General features: G+C 53.7%; 21 protein-coding genes. 8 read left to right on the top strand and 13 right to left on the bottom strand.

The window, feature by feature from the left end:
- Positions 1-58 precede the first annotated feature (58 nt).
- Genes dxs through xseB form a run of 3 tightly spaced genes read right to left on the bottom strand, consistent with a single transcriptional unit; the run spans position 59 to position 3,088 of the window.
- Positions 59-1,921, bottom strand: coding sequence for a 1-deoxy-D-xylulose-5-phosphate synthase (dxs, locus tag AM329_RS12280; RefSeq protein WP_015571294.1), 1,863 nt, complete (start codon positions 1,919-1,921; stop codon positions 59-61).
- A 24-nt stretch (positions 1,922-1,945) separates the two neighbouring features.
- Positions 1,946-2,845 carry a (2E,6E)-farnesyl diphosphate synthase gene (ispA, locus tag AM329_RS12275; RefSeq protein WP_032608639.1) on the bottom strand — a complete coding sequence of 300 codons (900 nt, stop codon included), beginning with the start codon at positions 2,843-2,845 and terminating at the stop codon, positions 1,946-1,948.
- A complete protein-coding gene (gene xseB / locus AM329_RS12270; protein ID WP_003859094.1) occupies positions 2,846-3,088 on the bottom strand; it encodes an exodeoxyribonuclease VII small subunit in 243 nt (80 codons plus the stop codon).
- Between the two features lie 178 nt (positions 3,089-3,266).
- Between xseB and thiI the strand changes: the two genes are divergently transcribed.
- Positions 3,267-4,715 carry a tRNA uracil 4-sulfurtransferase ThiI gene (gene thiI, locus AM329_RS12265; protein WP_022650463.1) on the top strand — a complete coding sequence of 483 codons (1,449 nt, stop codon included), beginning with the start codon at positions 3,267-3,269 and terminating at the stop codon, positions 4,713-4,715.
- Positions 4,716-4,840: 125 nt separating this feature from the next.
- Here thiI and yajL read toward each other — a convergent pair whose 3' ends face one another.
- Positions 4,841-5,431 (bottom strand): protein deglycase YajL, encoded by a 591-nt coding sequence (gene yajL / locus AM329_RS12260; protein ID WP_032608640.1) that lies wholly within the window; start codon positions 5,429-5,431, stop codon positions 4,841-4,843.
- A complete protein-coding gene (gene panE, locus AM329_RS12255; protein WP_075155263.1) occupies positions 5,394-6,305 on the bottom strand; it encodes a 2-dehydropantoate 2-reductase in 912 nt (303 codons plus the stop codon). The genes yajL and panE overlap by 38 nt, the downstream gene beginning before the upstream one ends.
- 125 nt (positions 6,306-6,430) lie before the next feature.
- Here panE and AM329_RS12250 point away from each other — a divergent pair, with 125 nt between their 5' ends.
- A complete protein-coding gene (locus AM329_RS12250; protein ID WP_017383179.1) occupies positions 6,431-6,922 on the top strand; it encodes a YajQ family cyclic di-GMP-binding protein in 492 nt (163 codons plus the stop codon).
- Between the two features lie 32 nt (positions 6,923-6,954).
- Here AM329_RS12250 and AM329_RS12245 read toward each other — a convergent pair whose 3' ends face one another.
- From AM329_RS12245 to AM329_RS12205, 8 genes are all read right to left on the bottom strand, one after another.
- The gene (locus tag AM329_RS12245; RefSeq protein WP_032608641.1) at positions 6,955-8,316 is read right to left on the bottom strand and encodes an MFS transporter; all 1,362 of its coding nucleotides are present in this window, start codon (positions 8,314-8,316) and stop codon (positions 6,955-6,957) included.
- A 150-nt stretch (positions 8,317-8,466) separates the two neighbouring features.
- Complete coding sequence (gene cyoE, locus AM329_RS12240) at positions 8,467-9,354, bottom strand: heme o synthase (RefSeq protein WP_003859062.1); 888 nt, start codon at positions 9,352-9,354, stop codon at positions 8,467-8,469.
- 11 nt (positions 9,355-9,365) lie between these two features.
- Positions 9,366-9,692 carry a cytochrome o ubiquinol oxidase subunit IV gene (locus tag AM329_RS12235; protein ID WP_006809888.1) on the bottom strand — a complete coding sequence of 109 codons (327 nt, stop codon included), beginning with the start codon at positions 9,690-9,692 and terminating at the stop codon, positions 9,366-9,368.
- The gene (locus AM329_RS12230; RefSeq protein WP_003859057.1) at positions 9,692-10,306 is read right to left on the bottom strand and encodes a cytochrome o ubiquinol oxidase subunit III; all 615 of its coding nucleotides are present in this window, start codon (positions 10,304-10,306) and stop codon (positions 9,692-9,694) included. Before AM329_RS12230 ends, AM329_RS12235 begins: the two co-directional genes overlap by 1 nt.
- Entirely contained in the window at positions 10,296-12,287 is a 1,992-nt protein-coding gene (gene cyoB, locus AM329_RS12225; protein WP_022650473.1) for a cytochrome o ubiquinol oxidase subunit I, read from the bottom strand. The genes AM329_RS12230 and cyoB overlap by 11 nt, the downstream gene beginning before the upstream one ends.
- 16 nt (positions 12,288-12,303) lie before the next feature.
- A complete protein-coding gene (gene cyoA / locus AM329_RS12220) occupies positions 12,304-13,251 on the bottom strand; it encodes a cytochrome o ubiquinol oxidase subunit II (protein ID WP_003859054.1) in 948 nt (315 codons plus the stop codon).
- 478 nt (positions 13,252-13,729) lie between these two features.
- A complete protein-coding gene (ampG, locus tag AM329_RS12210; RefSeq protein ID WP_032608644.1) occupies positions 13,730-15,205 on the bottom strand; it encodes a muropeptide MFS transporter AmpG in 1,476 nt (491 codons plus the stop codon).
- A 45-nt stretch (positions 15,206-15,250) separates the two neighbouring features.
- Complete coding sequence (locus tag AM329_RS12205; RefSeq protein ID WP_003859052.1) at positions 15,251-15,829, bottom strand: lipoprotein; 579 nt, start codon at positions 15,827-15,829, stop codon at positions 15,251-15,253.
- 303 nt (positions 15,830-16,132) lie between these two features.
- On the opposite strand from AM329_RS12205, the gene bolA reads away from it, so the two are divergent.
- The 6 genes from bolA to hupB all read left to right on the top strand — a co-directional run bounded on the left by bolA (position 16,133) and on the right by hupB (position 23,388).
- Positions 16,133-16,450 carry a transcriptional regulator BolA gene (gene bolA / locus AM329_RS12195; RefSeq protein ID WP_003859051.1) on the top strand — a complete coding sequence of 106 codons (318 nt, stop codon included), beginning with the start codon at positions 16,133-16,135 and terminating at the stop codon, positions 16,448-16,450.
- A 331-nt stretch (positions 16,451-16,781) separates the two neighbouring features.
- A complete protein-coding gene (gene tig / locus AM329_RS12190; protein WP_015571277.1) occupies positions 16,782-18,080 on the top strand; it encodes a trigger factor in 1,299 nt (432 codons plus the stop codon).
- A 260-nt stretch (positions 18,081-18,340) separates the two neighbouring features.
- Positions 18,341-18,964 carry an ATP-dependent Clp endopeptidase proteolytic subunit ClpP gene (clpP, locus tag AM329_RS12185; RefSeq protein WP_006809880.1) on the top strand — a complete coding sequence of 208 codons (624 nt, stop codon included), beginning with the start codon at positions 18,341-18,343 and terminating at the stop codon, positions 18,962-18,964.
- Between the two features lie 127 nt (positions 18,965-19,091).
- On the top strand, positions 19,092-20,366 hold the full coding sequence (gene clpX / locus AM329_RS12180; RefSeq protein WP_032608645.1) for an ATP-dependent protease ATP-binding subunit ClpX: 1,275 nt from the start codon (positions 19,092-19,094) through the stop codon (positions 20,364-20,366).
- A gap of 184 nt (positions 20,367-20,550) precedes the next feature.
- Positions 20,551-22,905 (top strand): endopeptidase La, encoded by a 2,355-nt coding sequence (lon, locus tag AM329_RS12175; RefSeq protein WP_006809878.1) that lies wholly within the window; start codon positions 20,551-20,553, stop codon positions 22,903-22,905.
- 210 nt (positions 22,906-23,115) lie between these two features.
- Positions 23,116-23,388 (top strand): nucleoid-associated protein HU-beta, encoded by a 273-nt coding sequence (gene hupB / locus AM329_RS12170; RefSeq protein WP_002444653.1) that lies wholly within the window; start codon positions 23,116-23,118, stop codon positions 23,386-23,388.
- Positions 23,389-23,461: the final 73 nt, after the last annotated feature.

The raw sequence follows: 23,461 nt of genomic DNA, 5'->3' as shown, positions 1-23,461 counted from the left end.
CCGCTCCTGCTGTTTAAACAATACGTTTAAGCATAGCAGGAGCAGAAAAGGGGAGGGTTCAGGCCAGCCAGGTGCGGATTTTGGCTTCGATACCGGCGGCGTCCAGACCAATGTCGGCGCGCGCCTCATCCTGGGTGCCTTGCGGGATGAAGTGGTCCGGCAGGCCGAGATTAAGCACCGGAACGGCTTTACGGTTCGCCATCAGCACTTCGTTCACGCCGCTACCCGCGCCACCCATGATGGCGTTCTCTTCCAGCGTGACCAGCACGTCATGGCTTTCCGCCATGCTCAGAATCAGAGATTCATCGAGCGGCTTCACGAAGCGCATATCGACCAGCGTCGCATTCAGGTTTTCAGCGACTTTTGCCGCTTCCGGCATCAGCGTACCAAAGTTCAGGATCGCCACTTTTTCACCGCGACGTTTCACCAGACCTTTACCGATGTCCAGTTTTTCCAGCGGCTGTAATTCAACGCCAAGGGCATTACCGCGTGGATAGCGTACCGCGCAGGGACCGTCCTGATAGTGGTAACCGGTATACAGCATCTGACGACACTCATTTTCGTCGCTTGGCGTCATGATCACCATGTCCGGGATACAGCGCAGGAAGGAGAGATCAAACGCGCCCTGGTGCGTCTGGCCGTCAGCCCCCACAATGCCCGCGCGATCGATAGCAAACAGCACCGGCAGCTTCTGGATGGCAACGTCATGGATAACCTGATCGTAGGCGCGTTGCAGGAAGGTAGAGTAGATCGCTACCACCGGCTTGTAGCCGCCAATCGCCAGGCCCGCAGCAAAGGTTACCGCGTGTTGCTCGGCAATGGCGACGTCGAAATACTGGTCCGGGTATTTTTTGGAAAATTCCACCATGCCGGAGCCTTCACGCATGGCAGGCGTCACCGCCATCAGCATGTTGTCTTTCGCCGCCGTTTCGCACAGCCAGTCGCCGAAGATTTTTGAGTAGCTTGGCATCCCGCCGCTGCTTTTCGGCAGGCAGCCGCTGGTATGGTCGAACTTAGGCACTGCGTGGAAGGTGATCGGATCTTTCTCCGCCGGTTCGTAACCACGCCCTTTTTTGGTCATGATATGCAGGAACTGAGGGCCTTTCAGGTCGCGCATGTTTTTAAGCGTCGTCACCAGACCCAGCACATCGTGGCCGTCCACCGGGCCGATATAATTAAAGCCCAGCTCTTCGAACAGCGTACCCGGTACGACCATGCCTTTGATGTGTTCTTCGGTACGCTTAAGCAGCTCTTTGATCGGCGGTACGCCGGAGAAGACTTTTTTACCGCCTTCACGCAGTGAGGAGTAAAGCTTGCCGGACAGCAGCTGCGCCAGATGGTTATTCAGCGCGCCGACGTTCTCGGAGATCGACATTTCGTTATCGTTGAGGATCACCAGCATGTCCGGTTTGATATCGCCCGCGTGGTTCATGGCCTCAAAGGCCATCCCGGCGGTGATCGCCCCGTCGCCAATCACGCAGACAGTGCGACGTTGTTTATTCTCTTTTTCGGCGGCAACGGCAATACCAATGCCCGCAGAAATGGAGGTGGAAGAGTGGCCGACGCTTAACACGTCATATTCACTCTCGCCGCGCCACGGGAACGGGTGCAGGCCCCCTTTCTGGCGAATGGTGCCAATTTTATCGCGACGTCCGGTCAGAATTTTGTGCGGATAGGCCTGGTGGCCGACATCCCAGATCAGCTGATCGAACGGCGTGTTATAGACGTAATGCAACGCCACGGTCAGCTCAACCGTGCCAAGTCCGGAGGCGAAGTGGCCGCTGGAGCGGCTAACGCTGTCGAGCAGGTAGCGACGCAGCTCGTCACACAGCTTCGGCAGACTCTCTTTCGGCAACAGACGTAACTCCTGAGTGGAGTCAACTAACGCCAGTGTCGGGTATTTGGCAATATCAAAACTCATCAAAGGCTCATCGAGATTTATAGTTTATTTATCACGCTGGATTATGTAGTCCGCTAGCGCTTCCAGTGCCGAGGTATCCAGCGATTGCGCGGCCAGCTCATTCAGCGACTGGCGGGCATCGTCTATCAGATCCCGGGCTTTACGTTGGGCATGCTCAAGGCCCAACAGGGCGGGATAGGTACTTTTGCCAAGCTGCTGATCCGCACCCTGACGTTTTCCCAATGTTGCAGTATCGCCCACCACATCCAGAATGTCATCCTGAACCTGGAATGCCAGACCGATACTTTCTGCGTATCTGTCCAGAATCGGCAGGGCTTTACGCCCGCGTTCACCCGCGCTCAGCGCGCCCAGGCGAACGGCTGCACGAATCAGTGCGCCCGTTTTGTGACGGTGGATGCGCTCCAGCTGTTCCAGAGTAACCTGACGACCTTCAGCCTCTAAATCCAGCGCCTGGCCGCCGCACATCCCGGCGACGCCGCTGGCCATTGCCAGTTCGGACACCATTGCCAGACGATCGCGATCGCTCACTTCAACCATCGGCGCATCGCTCAAAATGGAGAAGGCCAGAGTTTGCAGCGCATCACCCGCCAGAATGGCATTCGCTTCGCCAAATTTGATATGGCAGGTTGGCTGACCGCGACGCAGATCGTCATCGTCCATGGCTGGCAAATCATCGTGGATCAGCGAATAGGCGTGGATACACTCCACGGCGGCTGCCGGGGCGTCCAGCGTGTTATCGCTGATACCGAACATGTTGCCCGTGGCATACACCAGGAATGGACGCAGGCGTTTACCCCCCAAGAGTGCGCCATAGTGCATGGCTTCAACCAGTGGAGTGTTCTGAAAAGGCTGCGGCTCAATGAAACGGCGCAGCGCGTCGTTGGCGCGGATGACGCGCGCCTGAAGCGCGTTGGAGAAATCCATTTACTCGGCGTCCGGTGTGAATGGCGTGGTTTTAGCGTCTTCGCTGTCGGAAAGCAGGATCTGCACACGCTGCTCGGCCTGCTGAAGCTTTACCTGCCCCTGGCGCGCAAGCTGCACACCGCGTTCAAATTCGTTGAGGGCATCTTCCAGCGGTAAATCGCCGCTCTCGAGGCGGGTAACAATCTGCTCAAGCTCACTCAGCGCAGTTTCAAAACTGGCCGGTGCGTCGTTCTTCTTCGGCATAGTGAATTAACTCTTATATTCTTCGCCCCAACATGGTAACGGACTCGGGGCAATTATCAAATAACGCGAGTGGCGCGATGGTGGTATACTTGCGCGCCTGGATGCAGCCACGGGTGTGGGCTGCTGTATCATTTTCCACTACAAGCCTTTATAAGCTTGCCTAAGAAACATTGCCGCCATGAAGTTTATCATTAAATTGTTCCCTGAAATCACCATCAAAAGCCAATCTGTGCGTTTGCGCTTTATTAAAATTCTCACCGGGAACATTCGTAACGTATTAAAACACTACGACGAAACGCTCGCTGTGGTGCGTCACTGGGACCACGTTGAAGTCCGCGCGAAAGACGAAAGCAAACGTCTTGATATTCGCGACGCGCTGACCCGTATTCCTGGTATTCATCATATTCTGGAAGTGGAAGACGTTCCGTTCAGCGATATGCACGATATCTTCGAAAAGGCGCTGGTACAGTACCGCGACCAGATCGAAGGCAAAACCTTCTGCGTGCGCGTGAAGCGTCGTGGTAAACACGAGTTCAGCTCGATTGAAGTCGAGCGCTACGTTGGCGGCGGTCTGAACCAGCACGTTGAGACGGCGCGCGTGCGCCTGACTAACCCGGACGTTACCGTTAATCTTGAGATCGAGAACGATCGTCTGCTGCTGGTTAAGGGTCGTTATGAAGGTATTGGTGGTTTCCCGATCGGCACGCAAGAAGATGTGCTGTCGCTGATCTCGGGCGGCTTCGACTCCGGCGTCTCCAGCTACATGCTGATGCGTCGCGGCTGCCGCGTGCACTACTGCTTCTTCAACCTGGGCGGGGCGGCGCATGAAATCGGCGTACGTCAGGTGGCGCATTACCTGTGGAACCGCTTCGGCAGCTCTCACCGCGTGCGTTTTGTGGCGATCAACTTTGAGCCGGTGGTCGGCGAAATCCTCGAAAAAGTGGACGACGGCCAGATGGGCGTGGTCCTGAAACGTATGATGGTGCGCGCGGCGTCCAAAGTGGCTGAGCGCTACGGCGTGCAGGCGCTGGTCACCGGTGAAGCGCTGGGGCAGGTCTCCAGCCAGACGCTGACCAACCTGCGTCTTATCGACAACGTGTCTGATACGCTGATCCTGCGCCCGCTGATCTCTCACGATAAAGAGCACATCATCGATCTGGCGCGTAAAATCGGTACTGAAGATTTTGCCCGTACCATGCCGGAATATTGCGGTGTGATCTCAAAAAGTCCAACCATTAAAGCGGTGAAGGCGAAGATCGAAGCGGAAGAAGAGAACTTCGATTTCAGCATCCTGGAAAAAGTGGTGGCGGAAGCGTCCAACATCGATATCCGTGAGATCGCCCAGCAGACCGAGCAGGAAGTGGTTGAGGTGGAGACGGTCAGCGGCTTTGGTGCTAACGATACGATTCTGGATATCCGTTCTGTTGATGAGCAGGATGACAAGCCGTTGCAGGTGGAAGGCGTGGAGGTGGTTTCGCTGCCGTTCTACAAGCTGAGCACCCAGTTTGGCGATCTCGACCAGAGCAAAACGTATCTGCTGTGGTGTGAGCGTGGGGTCATGAGCCGTTTGCAGGCGCTGTATCTGCGTGAGCAGGGCTTCGCGAACGTGAAGGTGTATCGCCCGTAGTTTATTGTCGAGGAGTGCGGCCTGATGCCCTCACCCCGTCCTTCTCCCGCAGGGAGAGGCCGCAAACATTAAAAACGGCAACCTCGGGTTGCCGTTTTGCTTTTACCTGGCGCCACCCGGCTTTTTTATTCGTAGTAGTTATAAATCCCCGCCGCCATCACCAGTGATGACGCGACTTCGTACGCTTTTTCGCGCCCAACCAGCAGGTCAATAATCTTCAGGCCAAAATCAATGGCGGTGCCCGGCCCCTGGCTGGTGAGCAGGTTAACGCGCGGATCCCAGACCACGCGTTTATCCACCCACTGGTCTTCCGGAATTGTATCCTTCAGACCAGGGAAGCCGGTCATATTGCCGATGGGGAAAATGTCGTGCGGAACCAGCACCGTACCTGCGGCTGCACAGATTGCCGCGACGATACGACCGGAAAGATGAAACTGACGAACGGTTTCAACCAGCAGCGGGCTGTCGTGGAAACACTCAGCCCCCTTCAGACCACCCGGCAGAACGATAATGTCGTAATCACCGTCCGCCACTTGTACAAGCGGTGCATCCGCCAGAATCTTCACCCCACGCGAGCAGGTAATCGCCAGGCTTCCGTCGCTGGCGACGCTGGCGGTAGTAACCTTAATACCACCACGTACCAGTAAATCAATGGTGGTGACCGCTTCTGTCTCTTCGCTACCAGGGGCGAGGCATACCAGTGCCGATGCGCTCATACTCACTCTCCTTTCGTTTTACTAACTCAAACAGACGGCTGTTTTCCGCAACGGTAATGCCGTGTGCCCGGGCGCGTTTTAACAGATAACCGGTAATGTAATCAATTTCGGTATGCCGCATAGCCCGGATATCCTGCAACATTGAGGAGATATTTTCTGCCGTACTCTCAATGACCTGGTCGACATAATAACGTAAATCGGACTCTGAGGTGTGGTAGCCTTCGCGTTCAATGACGGCGGCAACTTCCCGGCAAATCAGCGCTACCCGATCAGGATGCTGGCGCAGTTCACCGTTAGGGCAATCCAGCAGGGCGGTCAGCGGATTAATCGCGCAGTTCACCGCCAGTTTGCGCCACAGTTCCGCGCGAATGTTATTGTGCCAGGCGACATCAGGCAGCGTGCTTTGCAGGGTATCCGCAAGATAGCTGTAATCGCCGGGCTGTTCACGCGCGGGACCGATATGAGTGATACCACTGGCAACATGGATAATGACGTTACCGTCGCGACGCGCCGCGTGGGTGGTTGTCCCCCTCAGCAGCGGTTGCCGGACAGATTTTAGCTCTTCAATGGTACCCATACCGTTGTGAATCAGCAGGATTGGCGTGCTTTCAGGTAACTGGGCGGCCAGGCTTTTCACCGCATCGGAGACCTGCCAGGCCTTCAGCGTGACCAGCAGCAAATCGCTGGTGGCAAGAAATTCCGGATCGTTTGCCGTCAAAGACTCATTAAAAATTGAACCGTCTGTACCCATCACGTTCACACTGCAATAGGGCTGGGGAATTCGCAGCCAGCCCTGAACGTCGTGTCCCTGTTTGCATAGCGCTGTAAGCCAGAGTTGGCCAAGGGCTCCGCATCCAAGCACTGTTACTTTCATCGTTCCTCCTCACCTGCAACGGCGCCAGGTGCTATGACGCTAAGTATAGCGCCATCAGCTAAGCTTCTCGTTATGCCTCGTTGCGGGTATTATGCAACGCAACAAAAATGAAGGGAGAAGAAAAGATGCCATCTTTCGATATTGTTTCTGAAGTTGATTTGCAGGAAGCGCGTAACGGCGTAGAAAATGCTGTCCGTGAGGTTGAGTCACGTTTCGATTTTCGTGGCGTTGAGGCGACCATTGAACTGAACGACGCGAACAAGACGATCAAAGTCCTGAGCGAGTCTGATTTCCAGGTCAACCAGTTGCTGGATATCCTGCGCGCCAAGCTGCTCAAGCGCGGCATTGAAGGGACCTCACTCGATGTGCCGGAAGATTTTGTTCACAGCGGCAAAACCTGGTTTGTGGAAGCGAAGCTGAAGCAGGGGATTGAAAGCGCCGTGCAGAAGAAAATCGTGAAGCTTATCAAAGACAGTAAGCTCAAAGTGCAGGCGCAGATCCAGGGGGAAGAGATCCGCGTGACCGGAAAATCCCGTGATGACCTGCAATCCGTGATGGCGCTGGTGCGTGGCGGCGATCTCGGTCAGCCATTCCAGTTTAAAAACTTCCGCGATTAAGACAATCATGCCCGGCTAAACCGGGCATTTTTTCAGGCCTTCAGCGCCTGCTCTACCTCAAAGCGGTTAGTCACTTTGCTGTCAATTTTGACATACGCACTGCGCTCTTCCGGGACAATCAGCACTTCGCTCACGCCCTCTGTCGCTTCCAGACGCTGTTGTAACGCGTCACCGATTGCCACGTCATCGGGAATTTCTACCCGCAGGCTACTCACGTAACGCGGCTCTTTCATGGTGCTGGCCACAAACAGCCAGAGCATCGCCAGCAGCGCACCGGCGAGGAAAACGGTCTGGGAGTCAAACAGACCATCCACCCAGCCGCCGAGTGACCCGCCGATCGCCACGCCGAGAAACTGGCTGGTGGAGTAAATGCCCATCGCGGTGCCTTTGTATCCTGCCGGAGACTCTTTGCTGATAAGCGACGGCAGCAGGGCTTCCATCAGATTAAAGGCCAGGAAGAACAGTTGTACGCCAGCGATCAGCTCCCAGAAATGCGGGCCGGCGCCCCACAGCACAATCTCGGCAATCAGCAGTAACGCCACGCAGCCCACGAAGACGCGTTTCATTTTGCGCTTCACTTCGGCGTAAATAATGAAGGGCACAACGGAGACAAACGAGATCAGCATTGTGACCAGATAAATTTTCCAGTGCTCTGCCGCCGGAAAACCTGCTGAGGCCAGTTGACCGGGCAGGGCGACGAAGGTGGACATCAGCAGAATGTGCAGGCACATAATGCCGAAGTTCAGCTTAAGCAGGCGCGGCTCGGCGATGACTTTGCTGAAGCAGCCTTTGACCATCCCGGATTCACGGTTGAGGACGTGGTTTTTACTGTCAGGTACAACCCACAGCGTAAGTGCGATCCCGATGGTCGCCAGCACCGCAATCATCCAGAACAGGGCGTGCAGGCCGAGCGCATGAGTGATAACGGGCCCCAGCACCATGGCAATGGCAAACGTGACGCCAAAGCTGACGCCGATAAACGCCATGGCTTTGGTGCGGTTTTGCTCGCGGGTTAAGTCTGACAGCAGCGCCATCACGGCGGCGGCAATCGCCCCGGAACCTTGCAGGGCGCGCCCAAGAATAATTCCCCAGATAGAGTGGGAGAGGGCGGCGATGATGCTGCCGAGCACAAACACCAGCAGCCCGCCGACAATCAGCGGTTTACGACCCACGCGGTCGGAGAGCAAGCCAAAGGGGATCTGGAATATTGCCTGCGCCAGGCCGTAGATACCGATCGCCAGACCGATCAGCGCTTCGCTGGCACCCTGTAACGCCATGCCATATGTGGTCAGAACGGGCAGGACCATAAACATGCCAAGCATCCGCAGCGAGAAAACAGTCCCTAAACCCCAGGTCGCACGCAGTTCGCCTGGCGTCATTTTATAATCGTTCATTACCACCTCAGTTCAAAAGCAGGCCATAGTGTAGTGCGGGGAAGGGGCGGGGTAAATAATCGGTTATTTAACAAATATTACATACGTTACTAATAGATTTCATGAATAAAAAAGGGGTGCCGAAGCACCCCTTTATGTCCTTGCTATAGCTTACCAGACGTAAGTCAGCAGGTTTTGTGAATCAGGCACCATGAAGTCTACGGACATCATCACGGACAGGGAGGTGATGGCGACAATCGAGAACACAAACAGCTTGCGTGCCCAGACCTTGTCATCTTCCACTTTGTAACCGCGCAGGGCCATGCCGAGCCACCAGACGCTCACCGCAGCTGCTACCACCAGATATTTATATCCGGCGTAACCGCCCAGAGAGAGCATCAGCGTTGCCACGGCAAAAGCGATGATGTAGAGCGTGATGTGGTTCTTGGCAACCGAAATGCCTTTCACGACCGGCAGAACCGGAATGTTCGCCGCCTGATAATCCTTAAAGCGGAAAATCGCGATGGCGTAGGAGTGCGGCATCTGCCACAGGCTAAAGATAGCCAGCAGGATCAGCGCACCGCTGTCGAACTCGTTCGTGACGGCGCAATAGCCAATCACCGGCGGCGCAGCGCCGGAGAGAGAACCAATCAGCGTGCCGTAGACGGAGTGACGTTTCATATACAGGCTGTAGACGCCCACATACACCACGAACCCCATCACCCCCAGCCAGCAGGCCAGCGGGTTAGCACCAAACCACAGCAGCATAAAGCCAGCAATACCCAGCAAGGTGGCGTACACCAGCGAGACGGAAGGAGCAATCAGGCCTTTAACCAGCACCCGATTTTTGGTCCTTTCCATCTTCTTGTCGATATCCATGTCGATGTAGTTGTTAAATACACAACCGGACGCAACCACCAGTGACACACCGACCAGCGTGTAAATAAAGAGGGTGTAATCAATGCTGCCTTTAGAGGCCAGCAGGAACCCTCCGATTACGGAGATCAGGTTGCCAAAGATGATGCCTGGTTTCGTGACTTGCAGGTATTGCTTAAACATACTCGCCGCTCTTAGTGAACCATCATGTTGTAGTTAAGGTTCCACATAATCCAGATGGAACCGACTACCAGGATAGCGATGATAATCACGGTAAAGATAAAGGCCGTCATGTTCCAGCCTTCATCGGACTTGGTGTTCATGTGCAGGAAGCAAACCAGATGCACCAGAATCTGAATCACCGCGGTCACCAGGATTGCGCCCAGGATAACCGGCTTAGATGCAGAACCGTTCATCACCATCCAGAACGGGATCACCGTCAGAATGATCGACAGGATGAAACCTGTCATGTAGGTTTTTACGCTGCCGTGGGAAGCGCCATGATCGTTAGAATGACTCATTACATCGCCCCCATCAGATAGACAACAGAGAACACACAGATCCATACCACGTCCAGGAAGTGCCAGAACAGGCTCAGGCACATAATACGGGTACGGTTAGTACTGGTCAGGCCGCGACGGGAGATCTGGAACATCAGTACCGCCATCCAGATCAGACCCGAGGTCACGTGCAGACCGTGGGTGCCGACCAGCGCGAAGAACGCTGACAGGAAGCCGCTACGATCCGGGCCGAAACCTTCCATGATCAGGTGATGGAATTCATAGATTTCCATCCCGATAAAGCCAGCACCAAACAGCCAGGTCAACGCCAGCCAGGAGACAACCTGGCTCTTGTTGTTTTTGTACATGGCGATAGCCGCCATGCCGTAGGTGATGGAGCTGAATAACAGCAGTGCGGTTTCAACCAGTACGAACGGCAGCTCAAAGATGTCCTTACCGGTCGGGCCGCCCGCTGTGCCGTTCACCAGAACGGCATAGGTTGCGAACAGACAGCAGAACAGGATGCAGTCGCTCATCAGGTAGATCCAGAAACCGAAGACTTTTGTCGGTCCTGTATCATGGTGCGCATGTTCATGCGCGTGGGCAGTCGAGTGCGCCAGAGTATCAGTTGCCATTTTTCAGCCCCGCTTTAGAAATCTCGTCAAAATGCTGGTTTTCCAGCTTTTCAACTTCACGGACTGGTACGTAGTAGTCCACGTCCTCGTCAAAGCTCTTCACAATCCAGCTGATTACGATGCCAGCGAAGCCAACAATCGCCATCCACCAGATGTGCCAGATCATTGCGAAACCAAATACCGTTGCGAAGGCGGCAATGACGATGCCCGCACCGCTGTTTTTCGGCATATGGATCTCTTCGTAATGTTCAGGTTGCTTGTACGCTTCACCTTTTTCTTTCATTTCCCAGAATGCGTCACGCTCATGAATGTGTGGCACTACGGCAAAGTTATAGAACGGAGGTGGAGAAGAGGTAGACCACTCCAGCGTACGGCCACCCCACGGGTCACCGGTCAGGTCGCGGTTCAGGTTACGGTCACGGATAGACACGTAGTACTGAATCAGCTGGCACAGAATACCGCAGGCAATCAGCGCTGCGCCGCCCGCTGCAATCATCAGCATTGGGTGGAACTGCGGATCGATCTGCTGGCTCAGACGACGGGTCATACCCATGAAGCCCAGCACGTACAGCGGCATAAATGCTACGAAGAAGCCAATGATCCAGAACCAGAACGCGCGTTTACCCCATTTCTCGTTCAGCGTGAAGCCGAACGCTTTTGGCCACCAGTAGGTTACGCCAGCGAAGCAGCCGAAGACCACGCCACCGATGATAACGTTATGGAAGTGCGCAATCAGGAACAGACTGTTGTGCAGAACGAAGTCAGCACCAGGTACCGCCAGCAGTACCCCGGTCATCCCACCTACGGAGAAGGTCACGATGAAGCCGATGGTCCACAGCATGGCTGAGTGGAACACGATACGGCCCTGGTACATGGTGAACAGCCAGTTGAAGATCTTAACCCCGGTCGGGATCGCGATAATCATGGTGGTAATACCGAAGAAGGCGTTTACGTTGGCGCCCGCACCCATAGTGAAGAAGTGGTGCAGCCAGACGATGAACGACAGAACGGTAATACATACGGTTGCCCACACCAGAGAGGTGTAACCAAACAGACGTTTACGCGAGAAGGTTGCCGCGATTTCGGAGAACACACCGAACACCGGCAGAACCAGGATGTACACTTCCGGGTGACCCCAGGCCCAAATCAGGTTGATGTACATCATCATGTTGCCACCCATATCATTCGTGAAGAAATGGGTACCCAGATAGCGATCCAGGGTCAGCAGCGCGATGGTGACGGTCAGAATTGGGAACGACGCGATAATCAGGACGTTGGCGCACAGAGATGCCCAGGTAAATACTGGCATCTTGAACATCGTCATACCTGGTGCACGCATCTTCAGGATGGTCACGAAGAAGTTAATACCGGTCAGAGTGGTACCGACACCGGAGAGCTGAAGCGCCCAAATCCAGTAGTCAACGCCCACGCCCGGACTGTATTCAATTCCCGACAGCGGCGGGTAGGCCAGCCAGCCGGTCTGAGCAAATTCGCCCACACCCAGTGACAGGTTAACCAGGATAACGCCGACAACCGTGAACCAGAAGCTCAGGTTGTTGAGGAACGGGAACGCAACGTCGCGCGCGCCGATTTGCAGCGGAACGACCACGTTCATCAGACCGATTACCAGCGGCATCGCCACGAAGAAGATCATGATAACGCCGTGGGCGGTAAAGATCTGATCGTAGTGGTGCGGTGGCAGGAAGCCGGCTTCGCCCGCAGACGCAAGCGCCTGCTGGCTACGCATCATGATTGCATCCGCAAAGCCACGAATTAACATGACGATACCGACGATGCAGTACATGATACCGAGTTTTTTGTGGTCAACCGAAGTCAGCCACTCATTCCACAGGTAGCTCCACTTACCGAAGTAAGTGATCAGGCCAACTAAGGCCGCGCCACCAATGATAATTGCAGCCACCGTAACCATAATAATCGGTTCATGGTAGGGCACTGCATCCAGTGTCAATTTTCCGAACATTTTCTTCCTCGGCCCCTTAGTGAGCGGTTTCCGCGTGGCTCATGTCCATGCCTTCCATACCCTGGTGCGTGTTGTGCTCGCCTTCAGGCTGGGTCATGTCCATGCTCATGCCGTGATCCATAAATTTGCCAATAACATCTTTGAACAGATTCGGTTTCACGTTAGAGAAGTACTCCACCTTGTTGTATTCGCTAGGTGCAGCCACTTTTTCGAACGCCGCCATGTCAGACATGGTGTTGGTAGACTGCTTCGCTTTTGCAACCCACTGGTCGAAAGTCGCGCGGTCTGGCGTAGCGATAGCTTTGAACTTCATACCCGAGAAGCCCGGGCCACTATAGCTGGCGGAGATACCGTCGTAGGTGCCTGCTTCATTCGCGATCAGGTGCAGGTTAGTCTGCATACCGGCCATCGCGTAAATCTGGCTGCCCAGACGTGGGATGAAGAAGGAGTTCATTACGGAGTTGGAGGTCACTTTGAACTGAACCGGAGTGTTCGCCGGGAAGGCGATTTCATTCACGGTAGCAATGCCCTGTTCTGGATAGATGAAGAACCATTTCCAGTCCATGGAGACCACTTCAATGGTAATAGGTTTTTCATCGTGAACCAGCGGTTTGCTCGGCTCAAGTGCGTGAGTGGTTTTCCAGGTCAGTACAGCAAGGAACAGGATGATCAGAATAGGTACCGTCCAGACCACAGCTTCCACTTTATTGGAGTGTGACCAGTTAGGGCTATACTTCGCATCTTTATTGCTCGCACGATACTTCCAGGCGAAACCAACAGCCATCAAGATGGCAGGAATAACCACAATCAACATCAGGCCAAAAGCCGTCAGTATCAATGAACGTTGTTCCAGTCCAATCTGTCCTTTGGGGTCTAGTAGTGCAGAATCGCAGCCACTGAGTAATACAGTGCCTGCGAATAATGACAACCATCCCAAACTTTTATTGTATTTCCTGAGTCTCATTTAACGACCTCAATTCCACGGGAGTCTGGTGGCGTTTAAAGTGTGGGGGCATTTTACGGGAAGGTTACATTACTGTAAACATCATTAGCCCTGTGTCAGGAAGGTGTTACCGGGTTCTGCCGCACATGTCACAAGTGTTGCAAATTATGTCGCGTTTTCCGGGGGAAGCCGCACGGAGTGGGCGTTATAACGAAAGGGTGCCCCAGCATACCGCAAAAGGGACAATTGGTATAACCATTGCGGAAAATACACAAATAATTAACAATTAATTATCAATAAAAAGACAACTAAAAAACGAAAATTCAATCTTTCGAATGCTGAATCGTTTAACGGAAAATAGCGTAGCGAAATAAGCTCCAATAATTTCCGAATGCTATCCCGCACAAAACAACAAATATTTTTTTTGCCGATGGCGGTTATTTCGCCGTTATAATTTCGTGTCGTTATTACAACGGGAAATAACCTTTCGCTTTTTACTTCATGTCATCTGCGTTTTCCGCAGTGACATGAAATCCAGCATCCCACCGGTCAGGATACCCACGATGGCGAGAAACACGCCTGCATCAAGCAGCTGGGTTTCAAAAGGAAGCGACAAGGTGGTCGTCGCATTGATAATGAGAACCGCGAGCCACACTACCAGCGCAAGACAACCTACCATCAGCAGACGCAGGGCAAACCGGTAAGCAGCCTGATATTCCGTGCGCGGCATGAAGTGTTCCGTCCGCTGGGTATATTCCAGCGTCTGGCGACAGACCAGCAACAATAAAATCCCCGGCACAGCCGCCACCACCGAGAAGAGATAAAATGTCGGCCAGCCGTGGGCTTCAACAAACCAGCCCGCGACGGGACCTACGTACACGCGCCCGACGGCTGAGAGGGCAGAGAGCAGGGCAAACTGGGTGGCGGAAAATGACTTATTGCACAGCGTCATCAGCAGGGCGACAAATGCCGCAGTGCCCATACCTCCGCACAGATTTTCAAAGAATACCGCCGTCGCCATGCTGATCATATGCTTGTCGGTGATCGACAGCAGCCAGTAACCGGCATTCGAAGCGCCCTGAAGGATGCCGAAGATCAGCAGAGCACGGAACAGCGACAGACGCTGCATCAATACGCCGCCGTACAGCGCGCCGACGATCGTGGCAAACAGCCCCAGGGTTTTGTTCACCACGCCGACCTCCCCCGCATCAAACCCGACGCCGCGGATCAGGAAGGTGGTGGTCAGACTCATGGCGAAAGCGTCGCCGAGCTTATAAAGGACAATCAGCAGCAGGATCAGCCAGGCATTATTGCGACCAAAGAAGTCGCGGAGCGGTGCGGCGACGGCCTGCTCCAGCGAGCGGGGAACCGGAATCACATCGCTCGGTTCAGGCGCGAATAGCGTGGCAATAATGCAGGGGATCAGCAGAGCGGCCATCAGCCAGTACATTCCCTGCCAGCCGAGATAGCGGTCGGCAAGCCAGAGGGCCAGCCCGCCGGAAACCAGCATACCCAGGCGGTAGCCAAGCACGCTGATTGCCGCACCGGCACCACGCTCTTCCGCTGGCAGGACGTCCGTCTTCCAGGCGTCAAAAACAATGTCCTGCGAAGCGGAGCAGAAGGCGATGACCACCGCAAGCGCGGCCATCCAGCGCAGCTGTGTTGACGGCTCAAGGAAACCCATTGCGGCAATGGCCAGCAACAGCAGCACCTGCGTCATCGCTAACCAACCGCGACGGCGCCCGAGGAACGGTGGGGTATAGCGATCCATCACCGGCGACCACAGGAACTTAAAAACGTAAGCCTGGCCGACGAGCGAGAAGAAACCAATGGTTTTAAGATCGATGTTCTCAACCGTCATCCACGCCTGTAACGTGCCGGAGGTGAGCGCAAGGGGCAAACCGGAGGCGAAACCAAGGATCAGCAGAATAGCTGATTTCGGTTGCTGGAAAATGCGTAAGTAGTGACTGGACATGTTCTTATGAACTGACCCGGTGAAGCACCGGGTCAGTCAGCAGGATTAACGGGCGTTCTGCTTGATGAAGTCGTGAATGCTGGTGTCCTGTGCCATGTCGGCAATGGTGTCAGTCAGCACGCTGTTAACCGCGTCAGCGATATTTTTGTTGGAGGCCTGGAATGCGCCTTCAACGGAATAGCTCGCACGGTAGTTTTTGTTCATTTTGTTGCCGTTCTTCGCGGTAGCGATGATGGCGATATCGGCTTTAGTCGCAATGTTGTAGCGAACGTTACCCTGGGAGACGTCAGCGTACAGGTTGTTCACGATGATTTGCAGATCAACCGCGCCGCTTGGGCCAATCATGTAGCCGCGGGAGGTCATCTGTTTCTCCAGCACTTCCTGCAACAGGAAGCGCAGGTCGCGGGAGGCGGTCAGCGTGACCTGTTGGTTGTCGCGAGTCACTTTCGCCAGCGCCTGGTCCTGACGCTGATCGGCGCCATTAATGCTGACCGTAACGCCCATCAGGCTTGGATCCTGCTGAGGCAGGGTAATTTTTGGTGAAACGTCAATGGTCGTCGGCGGAGTCGCGCAGCCGGCGAGCATAAAGAGTGCTACCAACGGAAAGAAGAGTTTTTTTAACATTTTCGGGTTCTCAACGAATCGTAAGCAAAGAGAGAAAAATTGCCGCCATCATAACATCGCTAACGGCCAGGGGAAGTGGTCAACGCATGTAAATTCATCGCCTTGTCCGAAAACTGACCACCTTTCCGCTTTTCTCTGCCTGTAAGTGACAAAACGTATGAACCTCATAGTGAACTTCATTCGTTTGGGTGAGAAAATCAGACGAAAGCTAAATATTTGTTGTCAAGGTGTAATGGAACCGGTAAAAGCGGCTAATATTTAAAGGGATGGGTGACATCTTAGCGTTGTCGGAGGAGTGATTTCATGATGATACGTGAACAGATAGAAGAAAAATTAAGGGCAGCGTTCAACCCTGTGTTTCTCGAAGTTGTCGACGAAAGCTATCGTCATAACGTGCCGGCAGGTTCTGAAAGCCACTTTAAAGTGGTTCTGGTCAGCGATCGCTTCACGGGAGAACGTTTCCTGAACCGACACCGCTTGATCTACAGCACCTTGACGGAAGAACTCTCCACAACCGTACATGCGCTGGCGCTGCATACCTACACCATTAAGGAATGGGAAGGGCTACAGGATACGGTATTCGCATCACCGCCTTGTCGGGGTGCAGGTACCATCGCCTGATAAATCGGATTTGCAACCGCCGGAGTTTTTCCAGTATGTTGCTTACAGATTTCGTCAAGACGGCCTTCGGGCCGTTTTGTTTTGTCTGAGTTTTGAGCGGATGGCGCGTTTTTAAGGCTAAAAATAGCCTTAAAGTGTGAAAAAAGCCGCAGCAACATGCTCCAACCGTTCTCGACTCACCTAAGTGATGCCGCTATAATGCCGCGTCTTATTGAATGTCTTCGGGATGATTCTGGCGACAGGGAATGTGAATCTGCACATAAGAGAGCATCCCGGTATAACAGACAGATTCAGAGTTGACCGAGCACTGTGATTTTTTTGAGGTAACAAGATGCAAGTTTCAGTTGAAACCACTCAAGGCCTTGGCCGCCGTGTAACGATTACTATCGCTGCTGACAGCATCGAAACTGCTGTGAAAAGCGAGCTGGTCAACGTAGCAAAAAAAGTACGTATTGACGGCTTCCGCAAGGGCAAAGTACCAATGAATGTTGTTGCTCAGCGTTATGGCGCTTCCGTGCGTCAGGATGTGCTGGGTGAACTGATGAGCCGCAACTTTATCGACGCGATCATCAAAGAAAAAATCAATCCAGCCGGTGCGCCGAACTACGTTCCAGGCGAATACAAGCAGGGCGAAGACTTCACCTACTCCGTAGAGTTCGAAGTGTACCCGGAAGTTGAGCTGAAAGGTCTGGAATCTATCGAAGTTGAAAAACCGATCGTTTCCGTGACCGACGAAGACGTTGACGGCATGCTGGATACCCTGCGTAAGCAGCAGGCGAACTGGAAAGAGAAAGAAGGCGCTGTTGACGCAGAAGACCGCGTAACCATCGACTTCACCGGTTCTGTAGACGGCGAAGAGTTCGAAGGCGGTAAAGCGTCTGATTTCGTACTGGCGATGGGCCAGGGTCGTATGATCCCAGGCTTCGAAGACGGTATCAAAGGCCACAAAGCGGGCGAAGAGTTCACCATCGACGTGACCTTCCCTGAAGAATACCACGCTGAAAACCTGAAAGGTAAAGCAGCGAAGTTCGTTATCAACCTGAAGAAAGTGGAAGAGCGCGAACTGCCAGAACTGACTGAAGAATTCATCAAGCGTTTCGGCGTGGAAGACGGTTCTGTTGCGGGCCTGCGTACCGAAGTGCGTAAAAACATGGAGCGCGAGCTGAACGGCGCTGTACGTAACCGCGTGAAGTCTCAGGCGATTGAAGGTCTGGTGAAAGCGAACGACATCGACGTTCCTGCTGCCCTGATCGACAGCGAAATCGACGTTCTGCGCCGTCAGGCTGCACAGCGCTTCGGTGGCAACCAGCAGCAAGCGATGGAACTGCCACGCGAGCTGTTCGAAGAGCAAGCGAAACGTCGCGTTGTTGTTGGCCTGCTGCTGGGCGAAGTGATTCGTACCCACGAGCTGAAAGCTGACGAAGAGCGTGTGAAAGGCCTGATCGAAGAGATGGCTTCTGCATACGAAGATCCATCAGAAGTGATCGAGTTCTACGGTAAGAACAAAGAGCTGATGGACAACATGCGCAACGTCGCGCTGGAAGAGCAGGCTGTAGAAGCGGTACTGGCGAAAGCGAAAGTCACCGAAAAAGAGACCTCTTTCACCGAACTGATGAACCAGCAGGCGTAATTTCGCCCCAACGGTTTAAAGTTTGAACAAAAAACCCGTTGCCCTCCGGCGACGGGTTTTTTTTATCACAGCTTTAGTCCTGGAAGGGTGCTAAAACGCCCTTTCAGTGTTAGCGTTACAACAAAACGTTGTTATGCTTGAAATAGGGCATGGCGACCCCCATTAGTATGTAATCACGATGATTGAGACTGGCTGATAATCCGTCCATAAGGTTACAATCAGTACAGCAGGTGTTTTCAATTTTGAACCAGGAGACGGAAATGTCATACAGTGGCGAACGAGATAACTTTGCACCCCATATGGCGCTGGTGCCAATGGTTATTGAACAGACCTCACGCGGTGAGCGTTCTTTCGATATCTATTCCCGTCTGCTCAAGGAACGCGTTATCTTTCTGACCGGCCAGGTGGAAGACCATATGGCTAACCTGATCGTGGCGCAGATGCTGTTCCTGGAAGCGGAAAACCCGGAAAAAGACATTTACCTGTATATCAACTCGCCGGGCGGTGTGATTACGGCGGGCATGTCTATTTATGACACCATGCAATTCATCAAGCCGGATGTCAGCACCATCTGTATGGGGCAGGCGGCGTCCATGGGGGCTTTCCTGTTAACCGCAGGGGCGAAAGGTAAGCGTTTCTGCCTGCCTAACTCCCGCGTGATGATTCACCAGCCGCTGGGTGGTTACCAGGGCCAGGCGACGGATATTGAAATCCACGCCCGAGAAATTCTGAAAGTAAAAGCGCGCATGAATGAACTTATGGCGCAGCATACGGGTCAACCTCTCGAGCAGATCGAGCGCGATACCGAGCGCGATCGCTTCCTCTCTGCGCCAGAGGCAGTTGAGTACGGCTTAGTCGACTCCATTTTGACCCATCGTAATTGATGCCCGCGACGCGAGTGTGCCGCTATACTAAGGTAGGGCGGCACGTTGCCTGTAAGCAGCTTGCGTCTGAGAATGGCATTTGCGTCGTCATGTGCGGCACATAGAACTTAAAAAGAGGTTTGGACTCATGACAGATAAACGCAAAGATGGTTCGGGCAAACTGCTGTACTGCTCTTTTTGCGGCAAAAGCCAGCATGAAGTGCGTAAACTGATTGCCGGGCCGTCCGTGTATATCTGCGACGAATGCGTCGATTTATGTAACGACATCATTCGCGAAGAGATTAAAGAAGTCGCGCCGCACCGTGAGCGCAGCGCGTTACCAACGCCACACGAGATTCGCCACCACCTGGATGACTATGTCATTGGTCAGGAGCAGGCGAAAAAAGTGCTGGCGGTGGCGGTATACAACCACTACAAACGTCTGCGTAACGGCGATACCAGCAATGGCGTAGAACTGGGCAAAAGTAACATTCTGCTGATCGGGCCTACCGGTTCCGGTAAAACCCTGCTGGCAGAAACGCTGGCGCGCCTGCTGGATGTTCCGTTCACTATGGCGGATGCCACCACCCTGACCGAAGCCGGTTATGTGGGTGAAGACGTTGAAAATATTATCCAGAAGCTGCTCCAGAAGTGCGATTACGACGTACAGAAAGCCCAGCGCGGGATCGTCTATATCGATGAGATCGACAAAATCTCTCGTAAATCAGACAACCCGTCCATCACCCGTGACGTCTCGGGCGAGGGCGTGCAGCAGGCGCTCCTGAAGCTGATTGAAGGTACGGTTGCGGCTGTTCCACCGCAGGGTGGGCGTAAACATCCGCAGCAGGAATTCTTGCAGGTTGATACCTCTAAGATCCTGTTTATCTGTGGTGGTGCGTTTGCAGGCCTGGATAAAGTGATCTCTCACCGTGTGGAAACCGGCTCCGGCATTGGTTTTGGCGCAACGGTGAAAGCCACGTCTGAAAAACCAAACGAAGGCCAGCTGCTGGCGCAGGTTGAGCCGGAAGATCTGATCAAATTCGGTTTGATTCCGGAATTTATCGGCCGTCTGCCGGTTGTGGCGACCCTGAACGAACTGAGCGAAGACGCGTTGATTCAGATCCTGAAAGAGCCGAAAAACGCGCTGACCAAGCAGTATCAGGCGCTGTTTAATCTGGAAGGCGTTGAGCTGGAATTCCGTGACGAAGCGTTGGACGCGATTGCCAAGAAAGCGATGGCGCGTAAAACCGGTGCCCGTGGCCTGCGTTCTATCGTGGAAGCAGCATTGCTCGACACGATGTACGATCTTCCTTCTATGGAAGACGTCGAAAAAATCGTGATCGACGAGTCCGTCATTGGTGGCCAGACCAAGCCGTTACTGATTTACGGTAAACCGGAAGCGCAGCAGGCATCTGGCGAATAATTCACCATTTCATACAATCAGTTAATCAAAAAGGGGGGATTTTATCTCCCCTTTACTTTTTCCGTATTCATGGCGTTGAATGTATGGGAAACATCCCCATATACTGGATTACATGTTAATGGTTGTGTGAAGCACAGTTACATGACCAGTTTACCTGGCGGACACTAAACTAAGAGAGAGCTCTATGAATCCTGAGCGTTCTGAACGCATTGAAATCCCCGTATTGCCGTTGCGCGATGTGGTGGTTTATCCGCACATGGTCATACCCTTATTTGTAGGGCGGGAAAAATCTATCCGTTGCCTCGAAGCCGCCATGGATCATGATAAAAAAATCATGTTGGTCGCGCAGAAAGAAGCATCAACGGATGAGCCGGGTGTAAACGATCTTTTCACCGTCGGGACCGTGGCCTCTATTTTGCAGATGCTGAAGCTGCCAGACGGCACCGTGAAGGTGCTGGTGGAAGGCTTACAGCGTGCGCGTATTACCACTCTGTCAGACGATGGCGAGCACTTCTCTGCGAAGGCAGAGTACCTTGATTCACCGGAACTTGATGAGCGCGAGCAGGAAGTGCTGGTACGCACCGCGATCAGCCAGTTCGAAGGCTACATCAAGCTGAATAAGAAAATCCCACCTGAAGTGCTGACGTCGCTGAACAGCATCGACGATCCTGCACGTCTGGCGGATACCATCGCTGCGCATATGCCGCTGAAGCTGGCTGACAAACAGTCCGTGCTGGAAATGTCCGACGTTAACGAACGTCTGGAATACCTGATGGCGATGATGGAGTCTGAGATCGATCTGCTCCAGGTTGAGAAGCGCATTCGCAACCGCGTCAAAAAGCAGATGGAAAAATCTCAGCGTGAGTACTATCTGAACGAGCAAATGAAAGCCATTCAGAAAGAGCTCGGCGAGATGGACGATGCGCCGGATGAAAACGAAGCGCTGAAGCGTAAGATCGACGCGGCGAAGATGCCGAAAGAGGCGAAAGAGAAAGCCGAAGCTGAGTTGCAGAAGCTGAAAATGATGTCTCCGATGTCGGCGGAAGCGACCGTTGTACGCGGCTACATTGAGTGGATGGTGCAGGTTCCGTGGAATGCCCGCAGCAAGGTCAAAAAAGACCTGCGTCAGGCCCAGGAGATCCTGGATACCGACCACTACGGCCTGGAACGTGTGAAAGACCGCATTCTTGAGTACCTCGCGGTACAGAGCCGTGTGAACAAAATCAAAGGCCCAATCCTGTGCCTGGTAGGGCCTCCAGGGGTGGGTAAAACCTCTCTGGGCCAGTCCATCGCCAAAGCGACAGGGCGTAAGTACATCCGTATGGCGCTGGGCGGCGTGCGTGATGAAGCGGAAATCCGCGGTCACCGCCGTACCTACATCGGTTCCATGCCGGGCAAGCTTATCCAGAAAATGGCGAAAGTGGGCGTCAAAAACCCGCTGTTCCTGCTCGATGAGATCGACAAAATGTCTTCGGACATGCGTGGCGATCCGGCGTCGGCGTTACTGGAAGTGCTTGATCCAGAGCAGAACGTGGCGTTTAGCGATCACTACCTGGAAGTGGATTACGACCTGAGCGATGTGATGTTTGTGGCGACGTCGAACTCCATGAACATTCCGGCGCCGCTGCTGGACCGTATGGAAGTGATCCGTCTGTCAGGTTATACCGAAGACGAGAAGCTGAACATTGCCAAACAGCACCTGCTGCCGAAGCAGATTGAGCGTAACGCGCTGAAAGCCAACGAGCTGACCGTTGAGGACAGCGCCATTGTCGGCATTATTCGTTACTACACCCGTGAAGCGGGTGTGCGTAGCCTCGAACGTGAGATCTCTAAGCTGTGCCGTAAGGCGGTGAAACAGCTGCTGCTGGATAAGAGCCTGAAGCACATCGTGATTAACGGCGACAATCTGCATGCGTACCTGGGCGTTCAACGCTTCGACTACGGTCGCGCAGACAACGAAAACCGTGTTGGTCAGGTGACCGGTCTGGCATGGACGGAAGTGGGCGGCGATCTGCTGACCATCGAAACCGCCTGTGTTCCGGGCAAAGGCAAGCTGACCTACACCGGTTCGCTGGGTGAAGTGATGCAGGAGTCCATCCAGGCGGCGCTGACCGTGGTGCGCGCGCGTGCGGAAAAACTGGGTATCAACCCGGATTTCTACGAAAAACGCGACATTCACGTTCACGTTCCGGAAGGGGCGACGCCGAAAGATGGCCCAAGCGCGGGTATTGCCATGTGTACTGCGCTGGTTTCCTGCCTGACAGGTAATCCGGTTCGTGCTGATGTGGCCATGACCGGTGAAATTACGCTGCGTGGTCAGGTACTGCCTATCGGCGGGTTAAAAGAAAAACTGCTGGCGGCACACCGCGGTGGGATCAAAACCGTATTGATCCCTTACGAGAATAAACGCGATCTGGAAGAGATTCCGGACAACGTTATTGCCGATTTGCAGATCCATCCGGTGAAACGCATTGAGGAAGTTCTGACTCTCGCACTGCAAAATGAACCGTCCGGAATGCAGGTTGTAACCGCAAAATAGTGACCTCGCGCAAAGAGCGCCAATAAAAACAAGGCTGGTAAGTCATTTCGTACTTGCCAGCCTTTTTTTGTATAGCTAATTTAGATTGCTGATTGGGTTAGCCATCAACAACGGGTGTTGTAAGGTCATAGCAGGACTGATATAACTGCTGCGCGGTCGCGCTGTGAAGGATTCAGGTGCGATATAAATTATAAAGAGAGGAAGAGAACAGTGAATAAATCTCAACTGATTGACAAAATTGCTGCGGGTGCTGATATTTCTAAAGCGGCAGCTGGACGTGCTTTAGATGCTTTAATTGCTTCTGTTACTGAATCTCTGCAAGCTGGGGACGACGTTGCACTGGTAGGCTTCGGTACTTTTGCGGTTAAAGAGCGTGCAGCCCGTACTGGCCGCAACCCTCAGACCGGCAAAGAGATCACCATTGCTGCCGCTAAAGTGCCGGGTTTCCGTGCAGGTAAAGCGCTGAAAGACGCAGTAAACTGATTGCTTTCCCGCTCCAGGGAAGCTGAAAAGTACAAGGGCGCATCGTTTGATGTGCCTTTTTTGTTTGTCCAGA

The organism is Enterobacter cloacae complex sp. AR_0002 (genome assembly GCF_001922365.1).
GTDB lineage: Bacteria > Pseudomonadota > Gammaproteobacteria > Enterobacterales > Enterobacteriaceae > Enterobacter > Enterobacter hormaechei_C.
The sequence above is the reverse complement of the archived record's forward strand: the minus strand, read 5'-3'. Positions and strand labels throughout refer to the sequence as shown.